The 23,124-nt window shown below is 75.3% G+C and carries 29 protein-coding genes; 3 read left to right on the forward strand and 26 right to left on the reverse strand.

The annotated features are described in order from the left end of the window. Window positions 1-36: 36 nt before the first annotated feature. Window positions 37-1,494, reverse strand: a complete 1,458-nt coding sequence (locus ACFYPD_RS24280; RefSeq protein WP_387117636.1) for a PLP-dependent aminotransferase family protein — start codon at window positions 1,492-1,494, stop codon at window positions 37-39. Between the two features lie 58 nt (window positions 1,495-1,552). Between ACFYPD_RS24280 and ACFYPD_RS24285 the strand changes: the two genes are divergently transcribed. Both ACFYPD_RS24285 and ACFYPD_RS24290 read left to right on the forward strand, forming a co-directional pair. Further along, window positions 1,553-2,230 (forward strand): YitT family protein, encoded by a 678-nt coding sequence (locus ACFYPD_RS24285; RefSeq protein WP_387117639.1) that lies wholly within the window; start codon window positions 1,553-1,555, stop codon window positions 2,228-2,230. Window positions 2,231-2,370: 140 nt separating this feature from the next. Continuing rightward, window positions 2,371-2,832, forward strand: coding sequence for a hypothetical protein (locus ACFYPD_RS24290; RefSeq protein WP_387117642.1), 462 nt, complete (start codon window positions 2,371-2,373; stop codon window positions 2,830-2,832). Window positions 2,833-2,861: 29 nt separating this feature from the next. Here ACFYPD_RS24290 and hisF read toward each other — a convergent pair whose 3' ends face one another. From hisF to hisD, 12 genes are all read right to left on the reverse strand, one after another. Continuing rightward, window positions 2,862-3,629, reverse strand: coding sequence for an imidazole glycerol phosphate synthase subunit HisF (gene hisF / locus ACFYPD_RS24295; RefSeq protein ID WP_387117645.1), 768 nt, complete (start codon window positions 3,627-3,629; stop codon window positions 2,862-2,864). A gap of 73 nt (window positions 3,630-3,702) precedes the next feature. Beyond that, window positions 3,703-4,701, reverse strand: a complete 999-nt coding sequence (locus ACFYPD_RS24300) for an NADP-dependent oxidoreductase (protein WP_387117648.1) — start codon at window positions 4,699-4,701, stop codon at window positions 3,703-3,705. Further along, on the reverse strand, window positions 4,698-5,123 hold the full coding sequence (locus ACFYPD_RS24305; protein ID WP_387118121.1) for an organic hydroperoxide resistance protein: 426 nt from the start codon (window positions 5,121-5,123) through the stop codon (window positions 4,698-4,700). The genes ACFYPD_RS24300 and ACFYPD_RS24305 overlap by 4 nt, the downstream gene beginning before the upstream one ends. A gap of 5 nt (window positions 5,124-5,128) precedes the next feature. Continuing rightward, window positions 5,129-5,575 carry a MarR family winged helix-turn-helix transcriptional regulator gene (locus ACFYPD_RS24310; RefSeq protein ID WP_387117651.1) on the reverse strand — a complete coding sequence of 149 codons (447 nt, stop codon included), beginning with the start codon at window positions 5,573-5,575 and terminating at the stop codon, window positions 5,129-5,131. Window positions 5,576-5,657: 82 nt separating this feature from the next. Then, window positions 5,658-6,104 (reverse strand): RidA family protein, encoded by a 447-nt coding sequence (locus tag ACFYPD_RS24315; RefSeq protein WP_387117654.1) that lies wholly within the window; start codon window positions 6,102-6,104, stop codon window positions 5,658-5,660. Further along, window positions 6,101-6,829: a bifunctional 1-(5-phosphoribosyl)-5-((5-phosphoribosylamino)methylideneamino)imidazole-4-carboxamide isomerase/phosphoribosylanthranilate isomerase PriA gene (priA, locus tag ACFYPD_RS24320; RefSeq protein ID WP_387117657.1), complete on the reverse strand. Its 729-nt coding sequence runs from the start codon at window positions 6,827-6,829 to the stop codon at window positions 6,101-6,103. Before priA ends, ACFYPD_RS24315 begins: the two co-directional genes overlap by 4 nt. Before the next feature lie 19 nt (window positions 6,830-6,848). After that, the gene (locus tag ACFYPD_RS24325; RefSeq protein WP_387117660.1) at window positions 6,849-7,169 is read right to left on the reverse strand and encodes a hypothetical protein; all 321 of its coding nucleotides are present in this window, start codon (window positions 7,167-7,169) and stop codon (window positions 6,849-6,851) included. A gap of 58 nt (window positions 7,170-7,227) precedes the next feature. Beyond that, window positions 7,228-7,851: an imidazole glycerol phosphate synthase subunit HisH gene (gene hisH / locus ACFYPD_RS24330; protein WP_387117662.1), complete on the reverse strand. Its 624-nt coding sequence runs from the start codon at window positions 7,849-7,851 to the stop codon at window positions 7,228-7,230. After that, entirely contained in the window at window positions 7,851-8,021 is a 171-nt protein-coding gene (locus ACFYPD_RS24335; RefSeq protein WP_387117665.1) for a hypothetical protein, read from the reverse strand. The genes hisH and ACFYPD_RS24335 overlap by 1 nt, the downstream gene beginning before the upstream one ends. Window positions 8,022-8,079: 58 nt before the next feature. Then, window positions 8,080-8,691: an imidazoleglycerol-phosphate dehydratase HisB gene (gene hisB / locus ACFYPD_RS24340; protein ID WP_387117668.1), complete on the reverse strand. Its 612-nt coding sequence runs from the start codon at window positions 8,689-8,691 to the stop codon at window positions 8,080-8,082. Beyond that, window positions 8,688-9,761, reverse strand: a complete 1,074-nt coding sequence (locus ACFYPD_RS24345) for a histidinol-phosphate transaminase (RefSeq protein WP_387117671.1) — start codon at window positions 9,759-9,761, stop codon at window positions 8,688-8,690. Before ACFYPD_RS24345 ends, hisB begins: the two co-directional genes overlap by 4 nt. After that, on the reverse strand, window positions 9,758-11,080 hold the full coding sequence (gene hisD / locus ACFYPD_RS24350) for a histidinol dehydrogenase (RefSeq protein WP_387117674.1): 1,323 nt from the start codon (window positions 11,078-11,080) through the stop codon (window positions 9,758-9,760). The genes ACFYPD_RS24345 and hisD overlap by 4 nt, the downstream gene beginning before the upstream one ends. Before the next feature lie 107 nt (window positions 11,081-11,187). Between hisD and ACFYPD_RS24355 the strand changes: the two genes are divergently transcribed. Further along, a complete protein-coding gene (locus ACFYPD_RS24355) occupies window positions 11,188-11,892 on the forward strand; it encodes an LON peptidase substrate-binding domain-containing protein (RefSeq protein WP_387117677.1) in 705 nt (234 codons plus the stop codon). On the opposite strand, the gene ACFYPD_RS24360 is transcribed toward ACFYPD_RS24355, so the two are convergent. The 13 genes from ACFYPD_RS24360 to ACFYPD_RS24420 form a co-directional block, all read right to left on the reverse strand. After that, complete coding sequence (locus ACFYPD_RS24360; RefSeq protein WP_387117680.1) at window positions 11,858-12,793, reverse strand: DUF2567 domain-containing protein; 936 nt, start codon at window positions 12,791-12,793, stop codon at window positions 11,858-11,860. The two genes, ACFYPD_RS24355 and ACFYPD_RS24360, sit on opposite strands and share 35 nt — an antisense overlap. A gap of 47 nt (window positions 12,794-12,840) precedes the next feature. Next, window positions 12,841-14,406: an AAA family ATPase gene (locus tag ACFYPD_RS24365; RefSeq protein ID WP_387117683.1), complete on the reverse strand. Its 1,566-nt coding sequence runs from the start codon at window positions 14,404-14,406 to the stop codon at window positions 12,841-12,843. A gap of 117 nt (window positions 14,407-14,523) precedes the next feature. Then, on the reverse strand, window positions 14,524-15,384 hold the full coding sequence (locus tag ACFYPD_RS24370; RefSeq protein WP_387117686.1) for a hypothetical protein: 861 nt from the start codon (window positions 15,382-15,384) through the stop codon (window positions 14,524-14,526). Window positions 15,385-15,391: 7 nt separating this feature from the next. Beyond that, the gene (locus tag ACFYPD_RS24375; protein ID WP_387117689.1) at window positions 15,392-16,336 is read right to left on the reverse strand and encodes an RluA family pseudouridine synthase; all 945 of its coding nucleotides are present in this window, start codon (window positions 16,334-16,336) and stop codon (window positions 15,392-15,394) included. After that, window positions 16,333-16,935, reverse strand: coding sequence for a signal peptidase II (lspA, locus tag ACFYPD_RS24380; protein WP_387117692.1), 603 nt, complete (start codon window positions 16,933-16,935; stop codon window positions 16,333-16,335). The genes ACFYPD_RS24375 and lspA overlap by 4 nt, the downstream gene beginning before the upstream one ends. Before the next feature lie 67 nt (window positions 16,936-17,002). After that, entirely contained in the window at window positions 17,003-17,422 is a 420-nt protein-coding gene (locus ACFYPD_RS24385) for a TraR/DksA C4-type zinc finger protein (protein ID WP_091268039.1), read from the reverse strand. 222 nt (window positions 17,423-17,644) lie between these two features. Beyond that, a complete protein-coding gene (locus ACFYPD_RS24390) occupies window positions 17,645-19,150 on the reverse strand; it encodes a potassium/proton antiporter (protein ID WP_387117695.1) in 1,506 nt (501 codons plus the stop codon). A 22-nt stretch (window positions 19,151-19,172) separates the two neighbouring features. Continuing rightward, window positions 19,173-19,481: a DUF167 domain-containing protein gene (locus ACFYPD_RS24395; protein ID WP_387117698.1), complete on the reverse strand. Its 309-nt coding sequence runs from the start codon at window positions 19,479-19,481 to the stop codon at window positions 19,173-19,175. 2 nt (window positions 19,482-19,483) lie between these two features. Beyond that, complete coding sequence (locus ACFYPD_RS24400) at window positions 19,484-20,218, reverse strand: hypothetical protein (RefSeq protein ID WP_387117701.1); 735 nt, start codon at window positions 20,216-20,218, stop codon at window positions 19,484-19,486. A gap of 73 nt (window positions 20,219-20,291) precedes the next feature. Beyond that, complete coding sequence (locus tag ACFYPD_RS24405) at window positions 20,292-21,104, reverse strand: DivIVA domain-containing protein (protein WP_387117704.1); 813 nt, start codon at window positions 21,102-21,104, stop codon at window positions 20,292-20,294. Between the two features lie 41 nt (window positions 21,105-21,145). Next, entirely contained in the window at window positions 21,146-21,451 is a 306-nt protein-coding gene (locus ACFYPD_RS24410; RefSeq protein WP_387117707.1) for a YggT family protein, read from the reverse strand. 28 nt (window positions 21,452-21,479) lie between these two features. Continuing rightward, entirely contained in the window at window positions 21,480-22,175 is a 696-nt protein-coding gene (locus ACFYPD_RS24415; protein WP_387117710.1) for a cell division protein SepF, read from the reverse strand. Between the two features lie 195 nt (window positions 22,176-22,370). Further along, a complete protein-coding gene (locus ACFYPD_RS24420; RefSeq protein ID WP_387117713.1) occupies window positions 22,371-23,117 on the reverse strand; it encodes a YggS family pyridoxal phosphate-dependent enzyme in 747 nt (248 codons plus the stop codon). Window positions 23,118-23,124 lie beyond the last annotated feature (7 nt).

The following is a 23,124-nucleotide window of genomic DNA, read 5'->3' on the forward strand; positions in this document are numbered from 1 at the left end:
GGTGCTGCCCCCGAGCCACCCGGCGCCGCGGTCGGGTCAGGCGATGACGGAGGGCTCCCGCCACTGCGGCCGGCCGGTCCGGTCCAGGTCGTAGCGGACCGCGGCCAGCCGGCCGACGGCCTCCACCAGGTCCGCGGCGGGCAGGGTGAAGGGCAGCCGGAGGAACCGCTCCAGGGTGCCGTCCAGGCCGAAGCGGGGTCCGGGCGCCAGGCGTACGCCGACCTCCTCGGCCGCCCGGGCCAGGGCGCTGGAGATCGGGCCGTCCAGCTCCACCCAGAGCGTCACGCCGCCGCGCGGCACGGTGACCCGCCAGTCGGGCAGCCGGTCGGCCATCGCCGTGACGAGGGCGTCCCGCTGGGCGGCGAGCTGGACCCGCCGGTCGGCCACGATGCCCGGCCCCTGGGCCAGCAGGTGCACCGCGACGAGCTGGTCGAGCACGGGGCTGGCCATGTCCACGCCGACCCGGACGGCGGCCAGCCGCTGCACCTGCGGGGCGGACGCCCGGACCCAGCCGATCCGCAGGCCACCCCAGTACGGCTTGCTCATCCCGCCGATGCTGATGACGCGGGAGTGCCGGTCGAAGGTGGCCACCGGCGGCGGCAGCGGGGTGCCGTCCAGCGGCAGGTCCACGAAGGACTCGTCCACGATCAGGTCGGTCCCGGCGGCGTGCGCCGCGCCGACCAGCCGCTCCCGCAGGTCGGTGGCCATGAGGTGGCCGGTCGGGTTGTGGAACTCGGGGATCACGTACGCCAGCTTCGGCCGGGTCTGCCGGATGCTGCCCAGCAGCAGGTCGGCGTCCCAGCCGTCCCCGTCGGCGGCGAGCCCGTGGGTGGTGATCCGGGCCCGCCGGGCGGACAGCGCGGCGAGGGCGTTCGGGTAGGTGGGCGACTCCACCAGCACCCCGCCGCCGGGCGACAGGGCCAGCCGCAGCACCAGGTCCAGCGCGTGCTGGGTGCCGCTGGTCACCATGATCTGCTCCGGGCTGGTCGGCAGCCCCCGCTCGGTGTACGCGCGGGCCACCGCCTCGCGCAGCTCGATGATGCCGGTCGGGTGGTAGCCGGCGCCGCCGAGATAGCGCGGCAGATCCTCGGCGGCGGCCCGGGCCGCCGGCACGAGCTGCGCCGGGGCGGAGAGGGCGGCCACGCCCAGGTCGATCATGTCCCGGTCGTCCAGCGGGGTCCAGAGCCCGGTGCTGGCCACCCGGTGGGTGCCCGGAAGCATGGTCCAGCTCCCGGCGCCCCGCCGGCTGGCCAGGTGGCCGGTCTCGCGCAGCTCCCGGTACGCGGCGGTCACCGTGGTCCGGCTGATCCGCAGCGCCTCGGCCAGATCGCGCTCGGCCGGCAGGCGTACCCCGAGGGGAAGCCGGCCGTCGGCGAGCAGCCCGCGGACCGCGGCGGCGAGCGCGGCGTAGTCCGGGCTGCGCCGGCGGCCCGGCAGGGCATGCCACTGCCCGAGGAGCCGAGCCAATTGGACGCCACGCACCTGGCTCGTCATGGCCACTCCTCCTAAATTGGCTCTGTCCTGGGCAGGATTGGCCCCTAGGGTGGCATGCATGGCACAGATTGGCAATCTCCGGTACCGGCCGGCCCGGCGGCTCGTCCAGCTCTACGCCGGGCTCGCCCTCTACGGGATCAGCATGGCGCTGATGATCCGGTCCGGACTCGGGCTCGACCCGTGGGACGTGTTCCACCAGGGGCTCGCCCGGCAGACCCACCTCTCCTTCGGCACGGTCACCATCGCGGTCGGCGCGCTGGTGCTGCTGCTCTGGATCCCGCTGCGGCAGCGCCCCGGCCTCGGCACCGTCAGCAACGTCGTGGTGATCGGGCTGGTCGTCGACGCCACCCTGGCCCTGCTGCCGCCCGGCGAGGGCCTGCCGCTCCGCGCCACCCTGCTGGTCGTCGGGATCGTCGCCAACGGCGCCGCCACCGGCCTCTACCTGGGCGCCGGGCTCGGCCCCGGCCCGCGCGACGGTCTCATGACCGGCTTCACCGCCCGCCGGCCCCGCTACTCCATCCGGCTGGTCCGGACCGTCATCGAGGTGACCGTGCTGAGCCTGGGCTGGCTGCTCGGCGGCACCGTGGGTCTCGGCACCGTGGCGTACGCGGTGGCCATCGGGCCGCTCGCCCAGTTCTTCATCCCGATCTTCGCGGTGCCGGCCCCGCCGGTCGACAAGCCCGCCGACGAGCCGGCGGTCCCCTGCGCGCCGCGCCCGGCCGGCGAGGCCGCCTGACCGCCCCTCGATCACGCAGCGTCACCTCGACCGCGCCGACCGCCACCCTGTGGGACGCCCGGGACGTCGCTGAGCTGCGGCGACGTCCGGCAGCGAAACCGGGTGTTTTCTCCGCCGCCGCGGCCGGGCATCATTCGTTCATGGGGGAGAACGGTTGGCGTCGGAGCGACGCCTGGATCTTCGTCTCACTGGTCATCGCGAGCGGCGCCGGTCGGCACCGCCGGGCCGCCGCGACCCGGCGCCCGGAGGGCGTGCGCCTCGCCGACGTCCTCTCCACCGCCGACCACCTCAACCAGGCCATCCCCGAGCGGCACGAGGTGGAGGGAGCGGTCCGCCGGCTGGCGAGCGCCGGCCTGGTCAGCGTCACCGACGGCTGGTTCCGGGTCACCCCGGACGGCGAGCGGCTCTGGCGCACCCGGCCCAGCGCCGGGCTGGGCACCACGGTGGACACCGTGCAGGGCGTGCTGAGCCGCCGCCCCGCCCCCGACGAGTTCGACTGGCAACTGGACGAGGACGACCACGCCGCCGCGGTGCAGGAGTACGCGGTCCGCTCGATCCCCATGCCGCGCCGCTCCCGCGAGGGCCACCCCGGCCGCCCCTGACCGCTAGCGGCGCCAGGGGGTGGGCGGGGTCAGCGGATCGGGTGGCCGGCGCCGCGCAGGGCGTCCTTGACCTCGCCGACGGTCAGCTCGCCGAAGTGGAAGACGCTGGCCGCGAGCACCGCGTCGGCGCCCGCGCCGATGGCCGGCGGGAAGTGGGCCACCCGGCCGGCCCCGCCGCTGGCGATCACCGGCACGTCGACGACCGCGCGGACCGCCTCGATCAGCGGCAGGTCGAAGCCGGACTTGGTGCCGTCGGCGTCCATCGAGTTGAGCAGGATCTCCCCGGCGCCCAGTTCGGCGCCGCGCGCCGCCCAGTCGACCGCGTCGAGGCCGGTGCCGCGACGCCCGCCGTGGGTGGTCACCTCGAAGCCGCTGGGCGTGGTGCCGGCCGGCGCCCGGCGTACGTCGAGCGAGAGCACCAGCACCTGGCGGCCGAACCGGTCGGCGATCTCGGCGATCAACTCGGGGCGGGCGATGGCCGCGGTGTTCACCCCGACCTTGTCCGCGCCGGCGCGCAGCAGGGTGTCGACGTCGGCGACCCGGCGGACGCCCCCGCCGACGGTGAGCGGGATGAAAACCGACTCGGCGGTGCGCCGCACCACGTCGAGCATGGTGCCGCGGTCGCTGCTGGAGGCGGTGACGTCGAGGAAGGTCAGCTCGTCCGCGCCGGCCCGGTCGTACGCGGCCGCCAGCTCGACCGGGTCGCCGGCGTCGCGCAGGTCGAGGAAGTTGACCCCCTTGACCACCCGCCCGGCGTCCACGTCCAGACACGGGATGACCCGAACCGCCACCGTCATGCCGCGAGCCTATCCAACCGCCACGCCACGGCGGCCGGCCCGACCGGGCCGGCCGCCGCGAACGAGTGCTGGCTCACACCCGGACGAGCATCTTGCCGAGGTTCTCGCCGCGCAGCATGCCGAGGAAGGCCTCCGGGGCCCGCTCGATGCCGTCGACCACCGTCTCGTCGTAGGAGATCCTGCCGTCCCGCAGCCAGCCGGCCATCTCCTGGACGAACTGCTCCCGCAGGTGCCCGTGGTCGCCGACCAGGAAGCCGCGCAGGGTGAGCCGCTTGCCGATGAGCAGCGCCAGGTTGCGCGGGGCGGCGGGCGGCTCGGTGGCGTTGTACTGCGCGATCATGCCGCAGATGGCGGCCCGGCCGTGCAGGTTCATCGCACCGATGGCGGCCTCCAGGTGCTCGCCGCCGACGTTGTCGAAGTAGACGTCGACGCCGTCCGGAGCGGCGGCCCTGAGCCGGTCGCGGACCGGCCCGTCGTGGTAGTCGAACGCGGCGTCGAAGCCGAGCGCCCGGAGCCGCTCGACCTTGGCGGGGGAGCCGGCGCTGCCGACCACCCGGGCCGCGCCGCGCAGCTTGGCGATCTGCCCGACCATGCTGCCGACCGCGCCCGCCGCGCCGGAGACGAAGACCGTCTCGCCCGGCTTCATGGCCGCCACGTCGAGCAGTCCGGCGTACGCGGTCAGCCCGGTCATGCCGAGCACGCCCAGGTAGGCGGTGACCGGCGCCAGGCGCGGGTCGACCTTCCGCGCCCCCTTGGCGTCGACCAGCGCGTACTCCCGCCAGCCCAGGCCGTGGAGCACGACGTCGCCGGGCGCGAAGCCCTCGGCCTCGCTGGCCACCACCTCGCCGACCGCGCCGCCGTCGAGCGGGGCGTCGAGCGCGAACGGCGGCACGTACGACTTGACGTCGTTCATCCGCCCGCGCATGTACGGGTCGACCGACATGAACTGGTTGCGGACCACGAGCTGGTCCGGCCCCGGGGTGGGCACCTCGGTGGTGACCAGCCGGAAGTTGTCGGCGGTCGGCCAGCCCTGCGGACGGGACGCCAGGTGGATCTCCCGGTTGGCGCTCATCGGGCGTCCCGGACGGTCAGGCTGACCTCGATGTTGCCCCGGGTCGCGTTGGAGTACGGGCAGACCTGGTGGGCGGCCTCGACGAGCTGCTGCGCGGCGGACCGCTCGACGGCGGGCAGGTCCACCACCAGGGTGACCGCGAGGCCGTAGCCGCCGCTGCCGTTCGGGCCGATGCCGACCTCGGCCTCGACGACCGAGTTCGAGACGTCCGCCCTGGCCTTGCGGGCGACCAGGCGCAGCGCCGAGTGGAAGCAGGCCGCGTAGCCGGCCGCGAAGAGTTGCTCCGGGTTGGTCGCGCCGCCGGCGCCGCCCATCTCCTTCGGGACGGCCAGGTCCAGGTCGAGGCCGCCGTCGGAGGTGCGGACGTGGCCGTCCCGGCCGTCGCCGGTGGCCTGCGCGGACGCGGTGTAGAGCACCTGCATGGTGGTCACTGCTCCTTCTGTCGGTGGATCGTCTCGGTGACCCGGGTGAGGGTGTCGCGCAGGGCGACCAGCTCGGCCTCGGTGAGGCCGGTGGCGCGGGCCACCTGTCGCGGCACCTCGTCCATCCGCTCGCGCAGGGCCCGGCCCTGCGGGGTGAGGCCCACCTCGACCCGACGCTCGTCGGCCGCCGAGCGGGTGCGCACCACCAGGCCGGCCGCCTCCAGCCGCTTGAGCAGCGGGGAGAGCGTGCCGGAGTCGAGCCGGAGGCGCGCGCCGAGTTCGGAGACGGTGGGGGCGTCGTCGCCGCGCTCCCAGAGCACCAGCAGCACGAGGTACTGCGGGTAGGTCAGGCCGTGCTCGTCGAGGATGGGCCGGTAGACGTCGGTGAGGGCGCGCGACGCCGCGTAGAGGGCGAAGCACACCTGCCGGCGCAGCACCAGATCATCGGTCACCCGCAAACCGTAGCGCCCAATTGAGTTGTGCACAATCGATCGGGCTGCGAGGTGACCGCCCTCACACCGCGGGACGGCGCCCTCAGCGGTCGCCGAGCCAGGCCTCCAACTCGACCTCGACCAGGTGGTCCGGGTCGATCAGCCCGGCCACCACCACCATGGTGGCCACCGGGCGGACCGCGCCGAACACCGCGTTGTGCGCCCGGCCCACCTCGTCGGCGTACATCCGGTCGGTCACGTACATCCGGGTGCGCACCACGTCGGCCGGCCCGGCGCCGACCTCGGCGAGCGCGTCCAGGCCGATCCGGATCGCCTGGGCGGTCTGCGCGGCGGCGTCCCCGACGTGGGCCACCCGGCCGTCCACCGTCGAGGTGCAGCCGGCGGTGAGGGCCGACTGCCCGGCCCGGACCACCCGGCAGTAGCCGTAGAGCGCCTCCCACGGGCCGCCCGAACCGAGCCGGGTGACGGCCGAACCGTCACCCGAGAGGTCCAGCTCCGACCCGGCGCTGTCGCCCGCGACGGCGGTCACGCCCCGGCCCGCAGGGTGGAGAGTGCCTCGGCGACGGTGAACGCCCCCGCGTAGAGCGCCTTGCCGGCGATCACGCCCTCCACACCCACCGACTCCAGGGTGGCCAGGGCGAGCAGGTCGTCCAGGGTGGACACGCCGCCGGAGGCGATCACCGGGGCGTCGGTGCGGGCGCAGACCTCGCGCAGCAGGTCCAGGTTCGGCCCGCGCATGGTGCCGTCCTTGGTGATGTCGGTGACCACGTAGCGGGCGGCACCGGCCTTGTCCAGCCGGTCCAGCACCTCGTAGAGGTCGCCGCCGTCACGGGTCCAGCCGCGCGCGGAGAGGGTACGGCCGCGCACGTCCAGCCCGATGGCCACCTTGTCGCCGTACTCGCCGCAGATCCGGTCGCACCACTCCGGGTTCTCCAGCGCGGCGGTGCCGATGTTGACCCGGGCCGCTCCGGTGCCCAGCGCGGCCTGCAGCGATTCGTCGTCCCGGATGCCGCCGGAGAGTTCGACCTTCACGTCGAGCTGGCGGACCACCTCCGCGAGCAGATGGGCGTTGGTGCCCCGGCCGAACGCGGCGTCCAGGTCGACCAGGTGGATCCACTCCGCCCCGTCGGACTGCCAGGCGAGGGCGGCCTCCACCGGATCGCCGTACGCGGTCTCGCTACCGGCGGCGCCCTGGACGAGCCGGACGGCCTGGCCGTCGGCGACGTCCACGGCGGGCAACAGGGTGAGAGTCAACGCTCTTCTCCTCGCATCTTCAACGGCGGTCCAGGGCGATCACCACGATCGCGGGCAGGACCAGCAGTAACAACACGACCAACGCCAGCCGCAGCGCCAGGTCGTCGACGAAACTCCAGATGCCGGCCACCGCCGCGCCGGTGAGCAGCGCGATCGCCGCCCGCTCGCCACGGCTGTGCCGGCGCAGCCGGCCGGTCCGGCCCCGCCGCGGGGTGAGCGTCAACCGGCGTACGACGGCGCGTCGCCGTGCCCGGCGCGCCACCCGGCGGGCGCGCGCGGCGCGTTCCCGCTCCTGCTCGGCCTGGCGTGCCTCCCGGCGCCGGGCCCGCTCCTTGCTCACGCTGCGCCGCCGGCTGGTCGCGGCCGTGGGGCTCGCAAACCCGGCTCGCTCCTCGCACTCACAGGGTCGTCAGCCAGTTGCGCAGCAGGGTAGCACCCGTGTCGGCCGACTTCTCCGGGTGGAACTGGGCCGCCGACAGGGGGCCCCGCTCGATCCCGGCGACGAAGTCCGTGCCGTGGTGGGCGGTGGTGACGGTGGCACCGGCGGCGGCCAGCGCGGCGGGGGCGGTCGCCCCGTAGGAGTGGACGAAGTAGAACCGGGCGTCGGCCGGCAGGCCGGCGAAGAGCACCGAGCCGGCCGGGGCCTGCACGGTGTTCCACCCCATGTGCGGCAGCCGCGGCGCGGGCAGCCTGGTCACCCCGCCGGGCAGCAGCCCGAGCCCCTTGGTGACCACGCCGTGCTCGTCGCCGTGCTCGAAGAGCACCTGCATGCCGACGCAGATGCCGAGCACCGGGCGGCCGGCGGCGACCCGGTCGGCGATGACCGGGCCGGCGCCCAGCGCCTCGATCCCCGCCATGCAGGCGGCGAACGCGCCGACGCCCGGCACCACCAGGCCCTCGGCCTCGGCGGCGGCGGTCAGGTCGGCGGTGACGGTGACGTCCGCCCCGACCCGCGCCAGGGCGCGCTCGGCCGACCGCAGGTTGCCCGACCCGTAGTCGAGCACCACGACCCGCCTGCCCATCAGCCCTCCCCCGGCAGCAGCCAGAGCAGCCCACCGGCGGTGGCCAGCACGGCCAGCAGGCCGGTGATCACCACCGCGCCGCGGGCGGCGCCCTGCTTGTAGAGCGACCAGGTCCCGCCGACCAGCACCCCGGCCAGGATCAGCAGCAACGTCGGCAGCGGCCGCCCCATCAGTGCCGCCCCTCATTCGCGACGGCGGTTGTCCGCTGCGCCGCGTTCCGCGCGCCCATTACAGCGCGCCCTTCGTGCTGGGGATCGCGCCCGCGGCGCGCGGGTCGATCGAGGTGGCCTCACGCAACGCCCGGGAGACCGCCTTGAACTGGGCCTCGACCACGTGGTGGGCGTCCGGGTGGCCGCCCGGCCGGGCCGCGCGCAGCACGTCCACGTGCAGGCTGACCCGGGCGGCCTGGCCGAACGACTCCCAGATGTGCCGGGTCATGCTGGTCGGGTAGACCGGCCCGATGTACGGCGCGAGCGCCGGCTCATCGTGCACCACGTAGGGCCGGCCGGAGAGGTCGACCGCGGCCCGGACCAGCACCTCGTCCATGGGGACGGTGGCCGAGCCGTACCGCCGGATGCCGGCCTTGTCCCCCAGCGCCTGGTCGAACGCGGCGCCCAGCGCGAGCGCCGTGTCCTCCATGGTGTGGTGGGCGTCGATCTCCAGGTCGCCGACCGTGTGCACGGTCAGGTCGAAGCCACCGTGCCGGGCGATCTGGTGGAGCATGTGGTCGTAGAAGCCGACGCCGGTCTCGATGTCGGCCTTGCCGGTGCCGTCGAGGTCGATCTCGACGAGGACCTTGGTCTCCTTGGTGATCCGCTCCACCCGGGCGGTCCGGCTCATGACAGCTTCTCCATCGCAGACAAAAAGGCGTCGGTCTCGGCGGGGGTGCCGGCGGTGACCCGCAGCCAGCCGGGCAGGCCGACGTCGCGGACCAGCACGCCGGCGGCGAGCAGGGTGCGCCAGGCGGTGGCCTGGTCGCCGCCGACCTCGAAGAGCACGAAGTTGGCGTCGCTGTCGGCCACCCGGTGCCCGCGGGCGCGCAGTTCGGCGACGATCCGGTCGCGCTGCCGCATGATCGCGGCCACCGTGCCGAGCAGGGCGTCGCGGTGGGCCAGCGCCGCGCGGGCGGCGGCCTGGGTGAGCGCCGAGAGGTGGTACGGCAGCCGGACCAACTGCACAGCCTGCACCACGGCCGGATCGGCGGCCACGTAGCCGAGCCGGCCGCCGGCGAAGCCGAAGGCCTTGCTCATGGTCCGGGTGACCACCAGCCGGGGGTGCCCGGGCAGCACGGCGAGCGCGCTGACCGTGCCGGGCCGGGCGAACTCGGCGTACGCCTCGTCCACGACCACCATGCCGGGCGCCTCGGCCAGCACGGCGGCGACCACGGCCGGGTCGAGCGCCGTGCCGGTCGGGTTGTTCGGCGAGCAGAGGAAGACCACGTCGGGCCGGTGCGCCCGGACCTGGGCGACGGCGTCGGCCACGGTCAGCCCGAAGTCCGCGTCGCGGGCGGCGGGGATCCAGCCGGTGCCGGTGCCGAGCGCCAGCAGCGGGTGCATCGAGTACGCCGGGGTGAAGCCGAGCGCGGTGCGCCCGGGGCCGCCGAACGCCTGGAGCAGCTGCTGCTGGATCTCGTTGGAGCCGTTGGCCGCCCAGACGTGGTCGACGGTGAGCCCGTGGCCGAGGTAGTCCGCGAGGTCGGCGCGCAGCGCCATGGCGTCCCGGTCGGGGTAGCGGTTGAGGTCGCGCAGCTCGGCCGCGAGGGCCTTGCCGATCGCCTCGACCACCGGCTCGGGCACCGGGTAGGAGTTCTCGTTGGTGTTCAGCCGCACCGGCACGTCGAGCTGCGGCGCCCCGTACGGGCTGAGGCCCCGCAGGTCGTCGCGGATCGGCAGGTCGTCGAGGGTGGTCACGAGGTCTCCCCCGGGAAGCGCGCGCTGACCGCCTGGCCGTGCGCCGGCAGGTCCTCCACGCCGGCCAGGGTGACCACGTGCGGGGCCACCTCGTGCAGCGCGTCGCGGGTGTATTCCACGAGGTGGACGCCGCGCAGGAAGGACTGCACCGACAGCCCGGAGGAGTGCCGGGCGCAGCCGCCGGTGGGCAGCACGTGGTTGGAGCCGGCGCAGTAGTCGCCGAGCGACACCGGCGACCAGGCGCCGACGAAGATCGCGCCGGCGTTGCGCACCCGCAGCGCCCACTCGCGCGCGTCCGCGGTCTGGATCTCCAGGTGCTCGGCCGCGTACGCGTCGACCACCCGCAGCCCGGCCTCCAGGTCGTCCACGAGGACGACCCCGCTCTGCTCGCCGCGCAGCGCGGTGCCGATCCGCTCGGCGTGCTTCGCGGCCGGCACCTGCCGGGCCAGCTCGGCGTCGACCGCGTCGGCGAGCGCCGGCGACGGGGTGACCAGCACGCTGGCCGCGAGGGGGTCGTGCTCGGCCTGGCTGATGAGGTCGGCGGCGACGTGCGCCGGGTCGGCGGTGTCGTCGGCCAGGATGGCGATCTCGGTGGGCCCGGCCTCGGCGTCGATGCCGACCACGCCGCGCAGCAGCCGCTTGGCGGCGGTGACCCAGATGTTGCCGGGGCCGGTGATCATGTCGACCGGGTCGCAGCGCTCGGCGCCCGCCGGGTCGACGGTCGCGCCGTACGCCAGCATGGCCACCGCCTGGGCGCCGCCGACCGCGTAGACCTCGTCGACGCCGAGCAGCGCGCAGGCGGCGAGGACCCGCTGGTCGGGCAGGCCGCCGTTCTCCTTCTGCGGCGGGCTGACCACCACCAGCGAGCGGACCCCGGCCGCCTGGGCGGGCACCACGTTCATCACCACGGTCGACGGATACATGGCCAGGCCGCCGGGGACGTAGAGGCCGACGCGGTCGACCGGCACCCAGCGCTCGGTCACCGTGCCGCCCGGCACCACCTGGGTGGTGTGGTCGGCGCGGCGCTGGTCGGCGTGGACCGTGCGGGTGCGGGTGATCGACTCCAGCAGCGCGGCGCGGACCTGCGGGTCGAGGGTGTCCTCGGCCGCGCGGATCACGTCGACCGGCACCCGCAGGTGCTCCGGGGAGATGCCGTCGAACCGCTCGCTCGCCTCGCGGATCGCCGGGTACCCATGCTCCCGGACCGCCTCGACGAGGGGGCGGATCCGCTCGACGGCCACGGAGACGTCGAGCTGGGCACGGGGCAGCAGGCGGCGCGGGTCGCGGGACCCGCCGCGCAGGTCGATCCGGTTCAACACCCTTGCGAGTCTAGGCGGCCGGCCCGCGCGCCGACCGAAGCCGCCCGTACGCCGGGACGGTGAGCCGGGACACGCCGCCGGGGCACGATCGGGATACTCTCGATCACGTGACCGCACGGCTGCCGGTTTTCCCGCTCGGGACGGTCCTCTTCCCGGGGCTGGTCCTCCCGCTGCACATCTTCGAGGAGCGTTACCAGGCGCTGGTGCGCCACCTGATCGGGCTGCCCGAGGGCGCGGCGCGCGAGTTCGGGGTGGTGGCGATCCAGGCCGGTTGGGAGGTCGCGCCGCCCGGGCCGCCGGGCCGCCCGGGCCCCGCCGGCGGCGAGGTCACCCTGCACGAGGTGGGCTGCACCGCCGAGCTGCGGCAGGTCACCGAGCTGGCCGACGGCGGGTTCGACATCGTCACCGTGGGGCGGCGGCGGTTCCGCATCGCCGAGGTCGACGACGCCGCCGCGCCCTACCTGACCGCCGAGGTGGAGTGGCTGCCCGAGCCGGCCGGCGCCGACGAGGTGGCCGACCTGCTGGCCGCCCGGGTGATCTCGGTCTTCCGGCAGTACCTGGGCCTGGTCCGGCCCGACCCGCAGGAGATCTCCGAGCAGCTGCCGGAGGATCCGACCGTGCTGTCGCACCTGGTCGCCGCGACCGCGGCGCTGACCGTCGACGACCGGCAGCGGCTGCTCGCCATCGACGACACCGCCGGCCGGCTCCGGGCCGAGCTGCGCCTGCTCAACCGGGAGACCGCCCTGCTGCGCGAGATCCGGGCCGTCCCGGTGCCGCTCAGCGAGCTGGCTGGTCCCCCGGTTCCGAACTGATCCCCGGCCCGCCGGGCGCCCAGCCGCCGTCCCACTTGGGCTCCGGCCGCAGCGAGGGCCACCGCGACCAGCCGGCCAGCAGGGTGTACGTCACGGCCGCGCCGAACGCCGCCAGCAGCAGGTTGCCGTGCGGCACGGGCAGCGGCCCGTACCAGTCGATCCCGCCGGCGCGCAGGTCGGCGGGCTTGGTGAAGTCGGTCCCGGGCGGCGCGCTGTCCAGCAGCCGCTGGTAGGCGCCGAGCCCGATCCGGCGCCCGACCTGCCAGGCCACGACCGCCGCGCCGAGCCCGCCGAGCGCCCCGGCGACCAGGCCGACCGGGCCGCGCCGGCGGCGCAGCACCACCCAGAGGGTGATGGCGGCGAGCACCCCGAAGCCGAGGCCGAGCAGGCTGAACCAGCCGTCCGCGGCGATGGGCTGCTCCGGCTGCGGGGTGGCGTAGACGGCGCCGTCGGCGGTCATCTGCACCGGCGTGCCGGGGGCCACCAGCGCCCAGAGCAGGCCCAGGGGCGCGCCGAGCGCGGTGAGCAGCAGCGCCGCGCCGAGGGCGACCGCGGCGGCCCGGCCCCCGGCCCGCCGGGTGGCGGACGGCACACCGGGCGCGGCGCCGACGACACCGGGGTAGCCGGCGAGCGGATCCGCGCCGGGCGCGGCTCCGACGACGCCCGGGTAGCCGGCGAGCGGGTCCGCGCCGGGCGCGGTGACCGGGGTGCCGGCGGGCACCGGCAGGCCGCCGGGCCAGCCGGGCACCTCCCCCTCGGCCGGGGGCCGGTCGGGCGGTGCGCCGTCGGTCGGCCGGTCGGGCCGCGGGGAGCTGTCCGCACCGGCGGGCGGGCGGGCGGCGTCGCCGGGCGCGGCGGGACCGTCGGCGGCCCGCTGGGAATCAGGGGTGTCCGGACTCACCCCGTGATCCTCTCAGGCGACAGGGCGGCGCGGGGCGGCGGTGGCGGTCAGCGGCCGAACGGTTCCAGCATCACCGAGGCGGCCTTGAGCCAGCCCTGCCGGGTCTCCGCCTGGAGCTGGTGATATTCGATCGAGGAGCCGGTCTCCAGCGCCGGGTCGTAGGGCACCACGGCCACCGCCCGGGTCCGGGTGGCGAAGTGCCGCTCCAGGTCGTCCTGGAGCGCGGTACGACCGGGGGTGGGGCAGGAGATGAGGGTGACGGCGTTGTCGGCCAGCTCGCCCATGCCCTCCTCGTGCAGCAGGTCGAGCATCCAGTCGGCGCTGAACGCGGCGTCCTCCCGGGGCACGGTGGTCACCACGAGCTGGTCGGCGGCCTGCATGACGGTGCGCCAGTTGGGGCTCTCCACGTTGTTGCCGGTGTCCACGCAGACCACGTCGTGGGTGCGGCGCAGCAGCTCCAGCACCCGCTTGACGGTGAACTGGTCCAGCCGCTGGGCGAAGCGCGGGCTCTCCTCGCCGGCCAGCACGTCGTACGAGCCGTCGGAGGCGTGCCGCAGGTAGTCGTCGAGGTGCTCCAGGAGGGTGGCGCCCTCCAGGATCTCGATCTGCGCGAGGTCGTGGATCAGGTGCCGGATGGTGCGGGCGTGCCGGGCGCTGCCGGCGCGCAGGCCGAGGGTGCCACGCAGCTCGTTGTCGTCCCAGGCCAGCACCCCGCGCCCGCGGATGCTGCCCACGGTGGCCGCGGCGAGCACGGTGGCGGTGGTCTTGTGCACCCCGCCCTTGGGGTTGGCGAAGGCGAGCACCCGGGGCCCACCCAGCTCGCGGCGGAGCACCCCGGCCGCCCGTTCCAGCTCGGTCTCCGGTTCCGGTGCGCGCCACTCCACCCGGGCCGGCTCGATCCGGGCGGGCTCGATCCGGGCGGGCTCGATCCGGGCGGGGTAGGCCTCGGTCTGGGCCGGGTAGGCCTCGGTCTGGGCCGGGTAGGCCTCGGTCTGGGCCGGGTAGCCAGGGGCGGGCGGGGCCGGCTCGGGGGCGGGGTGGGTCTCCGGCCGGTAGCGGCCCCGGTCCAGCAGCGCGTAGCGGGACTCCGCCGGGGGCGGGTCGGGCTGGTAGCCGCCGTCGAGCAGGGCGTACCGGGACTCGACCGAGGCGGTGCCCCGACCGCGCGCCTGCGGCTCGGGATAGCCCGGCTCCGGCGGGTGGACCGGCTCGGCGCGCCAGGACGGCTCGGCGCGCGGCTCCGGCTCGGCGCGGTACGCGGGCTCCGCCCGGTAGGCCGGCTCGCCGCCGTAGCGCGGGTCGACCCGGTAGGCCGGCTCCACCCGGTAGGTCGCCTCGACGCGGTAGGCCGGATCGGCGTCGAAAGACGCGTCGGCGGGGTGGGCGACGGCCTGCGCCCGGCCGGTCCAGCCGGTGCCCGCGCCGCGCCGGGGCAGCGGCTCCTGGGTCGGCGGCGGGGGTTCTTCGGGGCGGTGGTCGGCGTCGGGATGCTCCGCGCCGCGACCGCCGAGCCGGGCCCGGTCGAGCAGCGCCCGCCACCGTGGTGCCGGCTCAGCCTGCCGACCCCAACCGGTCTCGCTGCCGTCCAAGGCCTCGCCCCTCCCCCAGCCCATCGATCTCCGTCTGACAGGCTACGAACGAAACCCTATTCGGACCACACCCCGGCGCGCACATCCCCCGGTGCCTGTCCTCACCGCGGGGCCGGGCACGAGGCCTTCCACCTGCACGTCTCAGGAGGTGGGAGCGGGATTGGGCGGTCCCGCCCCGGCGGCGGGCCGGCTGGCGGCCGGTGAGGATCCGGTCACCGTCGGTGCGGATTCCGACGAATCGGCCATACCAACGTTCGGCGCGAGCCCGGTGTCGGCCGGCGGCCGGGCCACGTCCCGCTGCTCCGGCAGCGGAGGGGTGAACACCGTGCGGTCCAACCGGGTCACCTCCGGGGCGGGGTCGACCGCGCGGACGCCGGAACGGGCGGCCAGCGCCCGCAGAGCGTCCGGGGCGTCCCGGACCACCGCGGCGTAGACGCAGGCGCAGGCCGTCCGGTAGCCGACCGCCTCCCGCGCCGCCACGACGGCCCCGGTGTCGTACACCCGGCGCAGCTCGGGATCGGCGGTGGCCGCCGGGGCGGCGGCGCGGGCCCGGTAGTCGGCGGCCTCCCGGTCCTTGCGCACGGCCACCTCGGCCATTCCCGCGACCACGTCGTCGGGGACGCGCAACGCGGCGATCCGGACGATCTCGGTCTGCCGCCCGGGCACCGGCACCCGGGCCAGCACGGCGGAGACCGGGGCGCCGCCCAGCGCGGTGGCCACCTGCGCCGGCGTCAGGTACGCGGCGAACGACACCAGGGCGTAGCTGCCGGACGCCGGGGCGTCGAGCCGGCCGAGTTCGTCGGCGGCGGCGCGCAGGTAGGCCGGGACGGAATCGCCGTCGGTCACCCCGACCCGGGTCACCTCACCCACGGTGCGGTCCCCCACCGGCTGGTCCCGCCGCTGCGCGACGGCGACCACCAGCACCACCAGCGCGCAGGCCAGGGCGAGCCAGGTGAGCGCGGTGGTGCGCGACCGGCGCGGCGGCTCGGTGTCGGTGCTCATCGGCGGGTCAGTCGCTGAGGATCTCCAGCGCCCGGGCCAGGTCGTCCGGGTATTCACTGACGAAGGTGACCTCGTCGCCGGTTCGCGGGTGCAGGAAGCTCAGCGAGCGGGCGTGCAGCCACTGGCGGCTCAGCCCGAGCCGGGCGGACAGGGTCGGGTCGGCGCCGTAGGTGAGGTCGCCCACACAGGGGTGCCGCAGCGTGGAGAAGTGCACCCGGATCTGGTGGGTACGCCCGGTCTCCAGCCGCACGTCGAGCAGGCTGGCCGAGGGGAACGCCTCGAGGGTGTCGTAGTGGGTGATGCTCGGCTTGCCGCCGGAGACCACCGCCCAGCGGTAGTCGTGGTGCGGGTGCCGGTCGATCGGCGCGTCGATGGTGCCCCGCAGCGGGTCCGGGTGGCCCTGCACCACGGCGTGGTAGCGCTTCTCCACCTCGCGGTACTTGAACGCCCGCTTCAACGCGGTGTACGCCTGCTCGCTCTTGGCCACCACCATGACCCCGGTGGTGCCCACGTCGAGCCGGTGCACCACGCCCTGCCGCTCGGCGGCGCCGCTGGTGGAGATCCGGTGGCCGATCCCGGCCAGCCCGCTGATCACGGTCGGGCCGGTCCAGCCCGGGCTGGGGTGGGCGGCCACCCCGACCGGCTTGTCCACCACCACGATGTCGTCGTCGGCGTAGACCACGGTGAGGCCGGGCACGGCCTGCGGCACCACGGTCGGCGGGGCGGCCGGCGCGGGCAGCGTGACCTCCAGCCAGGAGCCCGCCTTGACCTTGTGCGAGTTGGGCCGGGCCGCGCCGTCGACCAGCGCGTCCCCGGCGTCGACCAGCGCGGCCGCGGCCGTCCGGGACAGCCCGAAGAGCCGGGAGACGGCCTGGTCCAGCCGCATGCCGTCGAGCCCGTCCGGGACGGGCAGGGACCGGTGGTCGCCGCCGGCGGCGAAGGCGGAGGTCACGCGCGCTCCCGCTGCCCGGCGGGAGCCTCGGCGACGGACCGCGCGGCGGTGGCCCGGGAGCCGTCCCGCTGCCGGCCGGTCAGCTCCAGGAACACCGCCAGCAGCACGCCGCAGACCAGCGAGCTGTCGGCCAGGTTGAACACCGGCCAGACCTGCCCGTACGGGTCGAAGAGGCTGACCATGTCGACCACGTGGCCGACGAAGTGCCCGGGTGCCCGGAAGACCCGGTCGGTGAGGTTGCCCAGCGCCCCGCCCAGCACCAGCCCGAGCGACACGGCCCAGGGCAGCGACCGCAGCCGCAGCGCCATCCAGGCGATCCAGGCGATCACGCCGAGGGTGATCAGCGGGAAGACCCAGGTGTGGTCGGAGCCGATACTCCACGCGGCGCCGCTGTTGCGGGTCAGGCTGAGGTAGACCGCCCCGCCGAGCAGCGACACCGGGCCGCGCCCGGTGAGCTCCGAGAGCGCGAGCTGCTTGGTGACCAGGTCGGCGACCAGGGAGGTCAGGGCGACCCCGAGCAGCAGGCCGGTCGCCTTGCGGCGGGGCGTGCCGGTGCCCGATTCGGCGGTGCCGGACCCGGCGGGCGGTGCTGCGGTCATCTGCTCCCCATCGACGCTCGCGACGGTGGCGGTCACCGTCTGCCGTTCGGCGGCTGGGGAACGGACGTCAGCGCCGCTCCTCCAGCTGCTTGCAGCTCACGCAGAGGGTGGCCGACGGGAAGGCGGCGAGCCGCTCCACCGGGATCGGGTTGCCGCACCGCTCACACCAGCCGTAGCCACCCTCGTCGAGGCGCTCCAGGGCGCGCTCGACCTGCGTGATCCGTTCCTTGATGCTGTTGGCGAGAGAGATCTCCTGCTCACGCTCGAACGTCTTGGTGCCGGTGTCGGCCTGGTCGTCCCCGGCCGAGTCGGTCAGCCGGTCGCGCTGCAGCTCGGTGATCTCGCTCAGCGTCTGATCGTACTCGGCGTTGAGCTCGTCCCGCCGTGCCGCCAGGGCGGCCCGGATCTTCTCGGTCTCCGCCGCGCTGCGGGTGGCCTTCGCCACCGGCTTACGGCCGGCGGTCCTGGTGTCGGCTGGCTTCGCCATCGTCAGCTCCCTCAGCCGCGTGCCGCGGCGGTCAGCGTGCCTGGGCGGGGGTCGCCAGCACGGGCGTCCCCCATGTACAGAACGGGCGCACGGCGATGCGGCCGCGCACTCCGGAGGGTGGCAAGAATACGGAACGTACAGGCGTCCGACAACGTGCCGCACCGTCGCACCGCGATTCAGCCCCGAACTGCCACCAATCGGGGCAAAGGGAACGCTAGCAGATCAGCCGGTCCGGTCCTCGCCGTACTCGCCAAACCACCGGGCCAGCCGACCCCGGCGGCTCACCGCCCGCAGCCGCCGCTCCGCCTCGTCCCGTACCTCCGCCGTGGCCACGATGAGCAGGCTGTCGCCGACCTTCAACCGGGTGTCCGGGCCGGGCACGAAGCCCACCCCGTCCCGCAGCACCAGCGTCACCGAGGCGCCCACCGGCAGCCGCAGCTCGTCCACGTGCACCCCGCCCAGCCGGGAACCGGGCGGCACCTCCAACTGGAGCAGGTCGGCCCGCATCCGCTCCAGCGGCGCCGTCTCCAGCAGGATCTCCGCGGCCTCGGCCGGCGCGGTCACCCCGAGCCGGCGGGCCGCCGGCGCCAGGGTCCCGGCCTGGAGCAACGTGAAGATCACCACCAGCACGAAGACCGCGTCGAAGAGCCGGTCGGCGCCCGGCACCCGCAGCGAGAGCGGGATGGTGGCCAGCACGATCGGCACCGCGCCGCGCAGCCCGGCCCAGGAGAGGAAGAGCTGCTCGCGCAGCCGGAACCGGAACGGCAGCGCGGACACCGCCACCGACAGCGGCCGGGCGAGCAGCAGCAGGGCCAGCCCGGTGACCACCGCCGGCAGCACCGCCGCGTCCAGCCGGCTCGGCGAGACCAGCAGGCCGAGCAGCACGAACAGGCCGATCTGGGCCAGCCAGGCCAGCCCGTCGGCGAAGCCCAGGATGGCCTGCCGGTGCGGCAGCCGGGCGTTGCCGAGCAGGACGCCGGCCACGTAGACGGCGAGGAAGCCCGAGGCGTGCAGCACCGAGCCGGCCGCGTACGCCAGCACCGTGAAGCCGACCACCGCGATCGGGTAGAGGCCGGAGGACGGCAGGGCGGCCCGGCGCAGCGCGTACCGGCCGGTGATCCCGGCGGCCACCCCGACCGCCGCGCCGACGCCCAGCTCGTAGCCGACCAGGAGCACCTCGTACCACCACGGGTGGGCGGCCTCCACCCCGGCCCGGGACAGCAGCAGCACCAGGATGACGACCGGCGCGTCGTTGATCCCGGACTCGGCCTCCAGGGTGGCCACCAGGCGGGGCGGCAGGCGCAGCCGGCGCAGGGTGGCGAAGACGGCCGCCGCGTCGGTGGAGGAGAGCACCGCCCCGTACAGCAACGCCAGCCGCCAGTCCAGGCCGAGCAGCAGGTGCACCACCACGCCGACGACCAGGATGCTGACCGCCACGCCGACCGTGGAGAGCGCGGCGGCCAGACCGAGCACCGGCCGCAGGGTGCTCCACCGGGCACTCAGCCCGCCCTCCGCGATGATCACGATGAGCGCGCAGAAGCCGAGCACCCGGGTCAGCTCGACGTCGTCGAAGCGGATGCCCAGGCCGGCCTCGCCGATGGCCACCCCGAGCGCCAGGTAGGCCAGGAGACTCGGCACGCCGAGCCGGGTGGAGAAGCGCACCGCGCCCACCGCGACCAGCAGAACGGCCGCGCCCACCAGCAGCGCGACATCGAGCCCCGGCGTCATCCGCGGCCGATCCGGAGGGTCCTCACCCGGCCGATCCGTCGCGGAGCCGCCGGAGCACGTCGGGCAGCCCGGGGGCCGGGTGCTCAACGAGGAAGAGCTTGTCCCGGCTGGCCGCGCCGGACCGCAGGGAGACCGCCGCCGGCCGGACGCCGAGCGCGTCGGCCAGGGCGCGGCGGGCCGCCTCGGTGGCCCGGCCGTCCACCGCGGGCGCGTTCACCGCGACGACCAGGGCCGGCCCGTGCGGCCCGTCGAACCGGCCGCCGACCCGGGCCCGCGAGGCGCCGGGCTTCACGCGTACGGCGACGGTGAGCGTGTCGTCCATGGTCACCATGATCAGTGCGGCCGGGACTCGGCGAGCAGCGTGGTGGCCGGCGCGCAGCGGCCGCACGGGGTGAAGCCCAGCCCGACCGCCTCGGCGACCGGCAGGGGCTCGTCGACCCGGCCCACCAGTTGAGGGCAGCCGGGCAGGTGGAAGCGGGGATGGCCGTCGACCACCCGGACCTCGCCGTCGAGCCGGACCAGCCGCGCGACCTCCCCGGCGGTCAGGAACTCGGCCGGCGGATCGCCCTCGAACGGGCCGTCCGGCGCCGGCGACGTGGGAGTCGGCGCGTCGGAGGCCGTCTCGGCCCGGGACGGGCCGCGGGGAGCGGGCGGCGAGTAGGGCTCGGCCGGCGGCGCGAACGGGTCCGGCTCGAACGGGTCGGGCTCGAACCGCTCGGCCGGCGGGCCGTACGCGGCGGCCGGCGGGTCGAACGGGTCGGCCACCGGTGGCCCGGGTGGTTGCCGCCACCCGGGTCCACCGGTGCCGACCGGCGACGTGCGGTGCGGGACCGGGATCTCCGGCTCGTCCGGGGACGGGCCGGTCGTTGCGGTCCGGCGACGCGGCCCGGTCTCCCGGCCCGCCGTGGCCCTTGCGCCGGCCGCCTGGCGGGCGAACGCGACGAGGGCGACGGCGGCCAGCAGGCTGACCGCGATCGAGGTGATCAGCAGCGGGCTGGACCCACCGGCCAGCCCGGCCACCAGGAGCACGACCGCGACGAGGATGAGCAGGATGCTGGCGGCTATCACGGCTCACCCCCGGCCGCGTCGTGTCGGTCTGCGTTGTCGGTGGCCGCCGCGGGGACGACCACCGACGCCGGGATCAGCGGCCGGACTCGAGCGAGCCCGTGCGGCCGCCGCCGCCGTAGGAGCCGGCCAGGCCGGCGGTGGCGAGGCCGTTGCTGCCGCCGGCGGCACGGGTGCCCTCGGAGCGGTTCATCTCGACCTCGAGGCCCTGGCCGCGACCGTCGAGGTCGCGCAGCTGGCTCTCCAGGTACGCCTTGAGGCGGGTGCGGTACTCGCGCTCGAACTGCTTGAGCTCTTCGATGTGCTTCTGCAGCGCGGTGCGCTTGGCGTCCAGGCCGCCCATGGCCTCCTGGTGCCGCTGGCGGGCGTCCCGCTCCAGGGCGTCGGCCTTGGCGCGGGCCTCGCGGGTGACCTCCTCGGCCTTGGAACGGGCCTCGGAGAGCAGCTGGTCGGCCTCGCGCCGGGCGTCGGACACGTGGTCGTCGGCGGTGCGCTGGGCCATCATGAGCACTCGCAGCGCCTGCTGCTCGCCGTCCGCGGCGGCGGAGGCCGCCGGGCCACCCTGGGCGCGGACCTGCTCCAGCTCGGCCTGCATCGCGCGGGCCGCCTGCTCGGCGGCCGCCTTGTCGCGCTGCACCCGGTCGAGCTGGGCCTTGACGTCGTTGAGCTCCGCCGCGAGCCGGGCGTCGCCGCCGGGGCCGGCGGGAGCGCCACCCCGACCGCCGCGCTCCACCTGGGCGCGCAGCTCGTTGTTCTCCTCGATCAGACGGGCGAGCTCGCGCTCGACCTCGTCCAGGAAGGCGTCGACCTCCTCCTCGTCATAGCCCCGCTTGCCGATCGGCGGCTTTTTGAAGGCGACGTTGTGGACGTCGGCCGGGGTCAGCGGCATCGAAACTCCTCGGGTCAGTTGCGGCCGCGAAAGCGCTCTGGTCAGGCAAAGGCCACGATCAGGCGCCTAAACACGAACTCCATCAGCACGAACAGGATAACCAGGAGCACAAGGGAGGCCAGGTCGATGCTCACGGTACCAATTCGCAGTGGTGGGATCACACGCCTCAACGCGCGCAGGGGCGGATCAGTGACGCTCCACACGACTTCCAGTCCCGCCGATGCTCCACGGCCCGGTTGCCAGCGGCGACCATAGGCCAGGACGGCGCCGAGGACAAATCGGGCCAACAGCACAAGAAGGAAGAAATACAGGAGCAGATAGAGCACCTGGAACAGGATCGACAACACGGCAGGCGACGTCCCTCGGTCGTGCGGGCTAGCTCATGCTGAAAAAGCCGCCCTCAGCGATCTTGGCCTTGTCCTCCGCGGTGACCTGGACGTTGGCCGGTGAGAGCAGGAACACCCGGTTGGTCACGCGCTCGATCGTACCGCGCAGGCCGAACGCCAGCCCGGCAGCGAAGTCGACCAGCCGGCGGGCATCCGCCTCGTCCATCTCGGTGAGGTTGATGATCACCGGCACGCCGTCGCGGAAGTGCTCGCCGATGGTGCGCGCCTCCCGGTAGGTGGTCGGGTGCAGGGTGGTGATCTGGTAGCGCTGCTCGTCCTCGGGCACCACCGCCCGCTCGCGCGGCTGGGCCTGCGGCGCCAGGGCGAGGTTGTCGCGCGTGTGGTAGGTCAGCGCGCCGGAGGTCTCGCCCGCGCCGGAGCGGGTGATCGACCGGACGCTGGACCGCTCGGCCCGCTCCGGCCGCTCCACCTCGGCACGATCGTTCTCGACGGCGCGGCTCGACGCGCGCTCGGTCAGCCGGCCCCGGTCGCCGGCCCGGCCACGGCTCGCCGGCGGCTCCTCGGACTCGTCGTCCTCGTCGTCGGCGAACTCTTCCGAGTAGCGGCTCGACCGGTAGCGCGACTCGCGGTAGCCACCCTTGTCGTAGCCACCGTCCTCGTACGCCCGCTCATCGTCCTCCTCGACGAGACCGAGCCAGACCCCCGCCTTGCGCAGTGCACCCATCCCCGCGCCCTTCCGTCCGCCGTGCGGCACGCGCCCCCGATGCCGTGTCGCTTGATCACGAGTGGACAACGATGCCCACCGGACCGGATCGGCAATCCCCTGGCGAGCGATTCGCGGTCCGCTCGCCACGGCCCCCGGCTACGGGAACGCCGTTCCTGAACAACACTGCTGTAATTTGCTTCTTTCGCGGTCAGGCTACCGCAGCGTGGGGCGCATTCCGAGTAACGCGCTGCCGACGCGGACATGTGTCGCGCCGTATCCGATCGCAATTTCCAGATCGCCGCTCATGCCCGCCGAGAGCACCGTCGCACCGGGATGGTCGGCGCGGAATCGCGCCGCCACCTCGGCCAGCCGGGCGAACGCCCGGTCCGGCTCCCAGCCCAGCGGGGCGACCGCCATCAGGCCGGCGAGCCGCAACGCGCCGGCCCCGGCCACCGCCGCGGCCACCGCACCGAGCCCCCGGTCCGGGTCGGCCGCGTCCGGCAATGCCCCGCCGCGCGCGGGGTCGCCGTCGACGCTCACCTGCACCAGCACGTCCAGCGGCCGGTCCCGGCCGGCGGCCGCGGCGCCGTCCAGGGCGGTGGCCAGGCGCACGCTGTCGACCGACTGGACCACGTCGGCGTAGCGGACCACCGAACGGGCCTTGTTGCGCTGGAGCTGGCCGATGAAGTGCCAGCGCGGCGCGGCCCCGGCGGCGGCCGCCTCGGCGGCCTTCGGGGCAGCCTCCTGGTCGCGGTTCTCCCCCACGTCGGTCACCCCGAGCCCGGCCAGCGCGACCACGTCGGCGGCCGGGTACGTCTTGGTCACCGCGACCAGGGTGACCTCGCCCGGGTCCCGGCCCGCCGCCGCGCAGGCGTGGGCGATCCGGGCCCGGACCCGGGCGAGGCCGGCCGCCAGCTCGGCGCGACGGTCGGGTCGCACCGTGGTCGGTGAGTCGGTCATCGGCGCG

It is taken from the genome of Micromonospora sp. NPDC005299, assembly GCF_042872345.1.
Classification (GTDB): Bacteria; Actinomycetota; Actinomycetes; order Mycobacteriales; family Micromonosporaceae; genus Micromonospora.

Bases quoted from the DNA above. Each gene is read 5' to 3' on its own strand.
- ACFYPD_RS24280 (WP_387117636.1), bottom strand. From the start codon at position 1,494: ATGACGAGCCAGGTGCGTGGCGTCCAATTGGCTCGGCTCCTCGGGCAG.
- ACFYPD_RS24285 (WP_387117639.1), top strand. From the start codon at position 1,553: ATGGCACAGATTGGCAATCTCCGGTACCGGCCGGCCCGGCGGCTCGTC.
- ACFYPD_RS24290 (WP_387117642.1), top strand. From the start codon at position 2,371: ATGGGGGAGAACGGTTGGCGTCGGAGCGACGCCTGGATCTTCGTCTCA.
- hisF (WP_387117645.1), bottom strand. From the start codon at position 3,629: ATGACGGTGGCGGTTCGGGTCATCCCGTGTCTGGACGTGGACGCCGGG.
- ACFYPD_RS24300 (WP_387117648.1), bottom strand. From the start codon at position 4,701: ATGAGCGCCAACCGGGAGATCCACCTGGCGTCCCGTCCGCAGGGCTGG.
- ACFYPD_RS24305 (WP_387118121.1), bottom strand. From the start codon at position 5,123: ATGCAGGTGCTCTACACCGCGTCCGCGCAGGCCACCGGCGACGGCCGG.
- hisH (WP_387117662.1), bottom strand. From the start codon at position 7,851: ATGGGCAGGCGGGTCGTGGTGCTCGACTACGGGTCGGGCAACCTGCGG.
- ACFYPD_RS24335 (WP_387117665.1), bottom strand. From the start codon at position 8,021: ATGGGGCGGCCGCTGCCGACGTTGCTGCTGATCCTGGCCGGGGTGCTG.
- hisB (WP_387117668.1), bottom strand. From the start codon at position 8,691: ATGAGCCGGACCGCCCGGGTGGAGCGGATCACCAAGGAGACCAAGGTC.
- ACFYPD_RS24365 (WP_387117683.1), bottom strand. From the start codon at position 14,406: ATGGGCTGGGGGAGGGGCGAGGCCTTGGACGGCAGCGAGACCGGTTGG.
- ACFYPD_RS24370 (WP_387117686.1), bottom strand. From the start codon at position 15,384: ATGAGCACCGACACCGAGCCGCCGCGCCGGTCGCGCACCACCGCGCTC.
- lspA (WP_387117692.1), bottom strand. From the start codon at position 16,935: ATGACCGCAGCACCGCCCGCCGGGTCCGGCACCGCCGAATCGGGCACC.
- ACFYPD_RS24385 (WP_091268039.1), bottom strand. From the start codon at position 17,422: ATGGCGAAGCCAGCCGACACCAGGACCGCCGGCCGTAAGCCGGTGGCG.
- ACFYPD_RS24390 (WP_387117695.1), bottom strand. From the start codon at position 19,150: ATGACGCCGGGGCTCGATGTCGCGCTGCTGGTGGGCGCGGCCGTTCTG.
- ACFYPD_RS24395 (WP_387117698.1), bottom strand. From the start codon at position 19,481: ATGGTGACCATGGACGACACGCTCACCGTCGCCGTACGCGTGAAGCCC.
- ACFYPD_RS24405 (WP_387117704.1), bottom strand. From the start codon at position 21,104: ATGCCGCTGACCCCGGCCGACGTCCACAACGTCGCCTTCAAAAAGCCG.
- ACFYPD_RS24415 (WP_387117710.1), bottom strand. From the start codon at position 22,175: ATGGGTGCACTGCGCAAGGCGGGGGTCTGGCTCGGTCTCGTCGAGGAG.
- ACFYPD_RS24420 (WP_387117713.1), bottom strand. From the start codon at position 23,117: ATGACCGACTCACCGACCACGGTGCGACCCGACCGTCGCGCCGAGCTG.